At 31.6% G+C, this 1,413-nt stretch carries 1 protein-coding gene; it reads right to left on the bottom strand.

Features of this window, described 5'->3' with window-relative positions; genetic code table 11:
• Positions 1 to 298: 298 nt before the first annotated feature.
• A complete protein-coding gene (locus tag AP75_RS13965) occupies positions 299 to 1,168 on the bottom strand; it encodes a TraB/GumN family protein (protein WP_031504808.1) in 870 nt (289 codons plus the stop codon).
• Positions 1,169 to 1,413: the final 245 nt, after the last annotated feature.

Below are 1,413 nucleotides of genomic sequence, written 5' to 3'. Positions count from 1 at the left end.
AATAACCTTTGCGGGTAAGGGAACCTATGTTCTGCAGCGAAGAAAAACAGCAGAAAACACCCACAAAGACCACAAAAGGCCACAAAAAAAAGCAGTCCTTCCGAAAAAACTGCTTGGTACCTCTAAATTCTAAAATCGACATCCCCATAAGAGGACCATCATACCGCTGAAAAGCCACCGGAGCTTCCGTTCAACGGGCTTTACCTCCTATTTTATTTTTTTTAATGGAATCGGTGATTGGTAATTCATTTCTTGTCTTGCAGACAAAACGAAAGCTTAGTTATTATAGGCAGTTTCTTTAATTCAATTTTTCGGGCTCAACAATAAATCCTTTTTCTCTTAATTGATTTATTATTCCTTCTTTATACATCAGGTGCATAAATCCAACTGCGATAAAGGCGTTTTTTTGTTCTAATTGTGGAAGTAACTCATTCATCCAATTATTATTTCTTTCGGTAACTAATATTTTTAAATTCGCTGACCTGGTAAATTGATAGTCCAAGTCAAAATTCCTATACTTTTCTGAAAATCCGCATAAATTTTCTTTATCGTTAGTTTTTGGTTTTGGAGATGTAATATGCTCTAGATAAAATAAAATAGATTTCTTTTGATTTTTCCAATTAGTATCTTGGTATTGCTTATTAAGCAATTTTATTTGTTCCTCTAATGTTTCAAATCCTTTTTTAGTTATCTTATGTTTGTCAGAAAGCTTAATTAAATACGCATCGAAATGGTCATTCTTTTCATGTATTTCTACTGTTTTACATACGACCTTTGTATATTTTTGTTGTAGTTTAAATTTTAATTCAATTGCTGTTAATTTATAAAGATTTAGCTCGCTATTTTCTGTGTAAATTTTGAGTTTTTCAACTTGTTCTTTATTAAAATATTTTTCAAGATTATTATTAATTGTACGTGAATTAATCAATTTGTTAGTTGCTAGAGAATCTATCGTTAAACTTTCAAATAACGCTATTTCCGAATTTGAAAGAATTTTCTCAATTTTTGGAAATCTATTGACAAAATTTTCACCATACTGGTGTAATGTTCCTACTAAATATGAAGTTTTTTCACTTTTAGGGTTCGTGATTTTCCACAAAATTGTATTTTGAGCATTTAACAAATTACAAAAAATAATAAAAATAAAAATTGTAATCTTTTCTTTCATTTGACGATCTTTTGGTGAAATTGCCTATAACGTGCCGCGTATTGGCGATGGGCGGGATTTTTAGCACTGAACTTTATGCGGAGCACAAAACTTTCGGCTACCACTAAACTGTCTGCGGAGAACGAAACCCCGCCTATTGCCAATACGATGTTGAACTAAACCTCCGGTAGCTTTTCCCATTCGCCGTTTTAGTAACTTTGTTTTTATTAACCTTTTAAAAACTCATGAAATGGCTACAAAAAAAA

The sequence above is a fragment of the Kaistella haifensis DSM 19056 genome, assembly GCF_000735695.2.
GTDB lineage: Bacteria > Bacteroidota > Bacteroidia > Flavobacteriales > Weeksellaceae > Kaistella > Kaistella haifensis.
The sequence above is the reverse complement of the archived record's forward strand: the minus strand, read 5'-3'. Positions and strand labels throughout refer to the sequence as shown.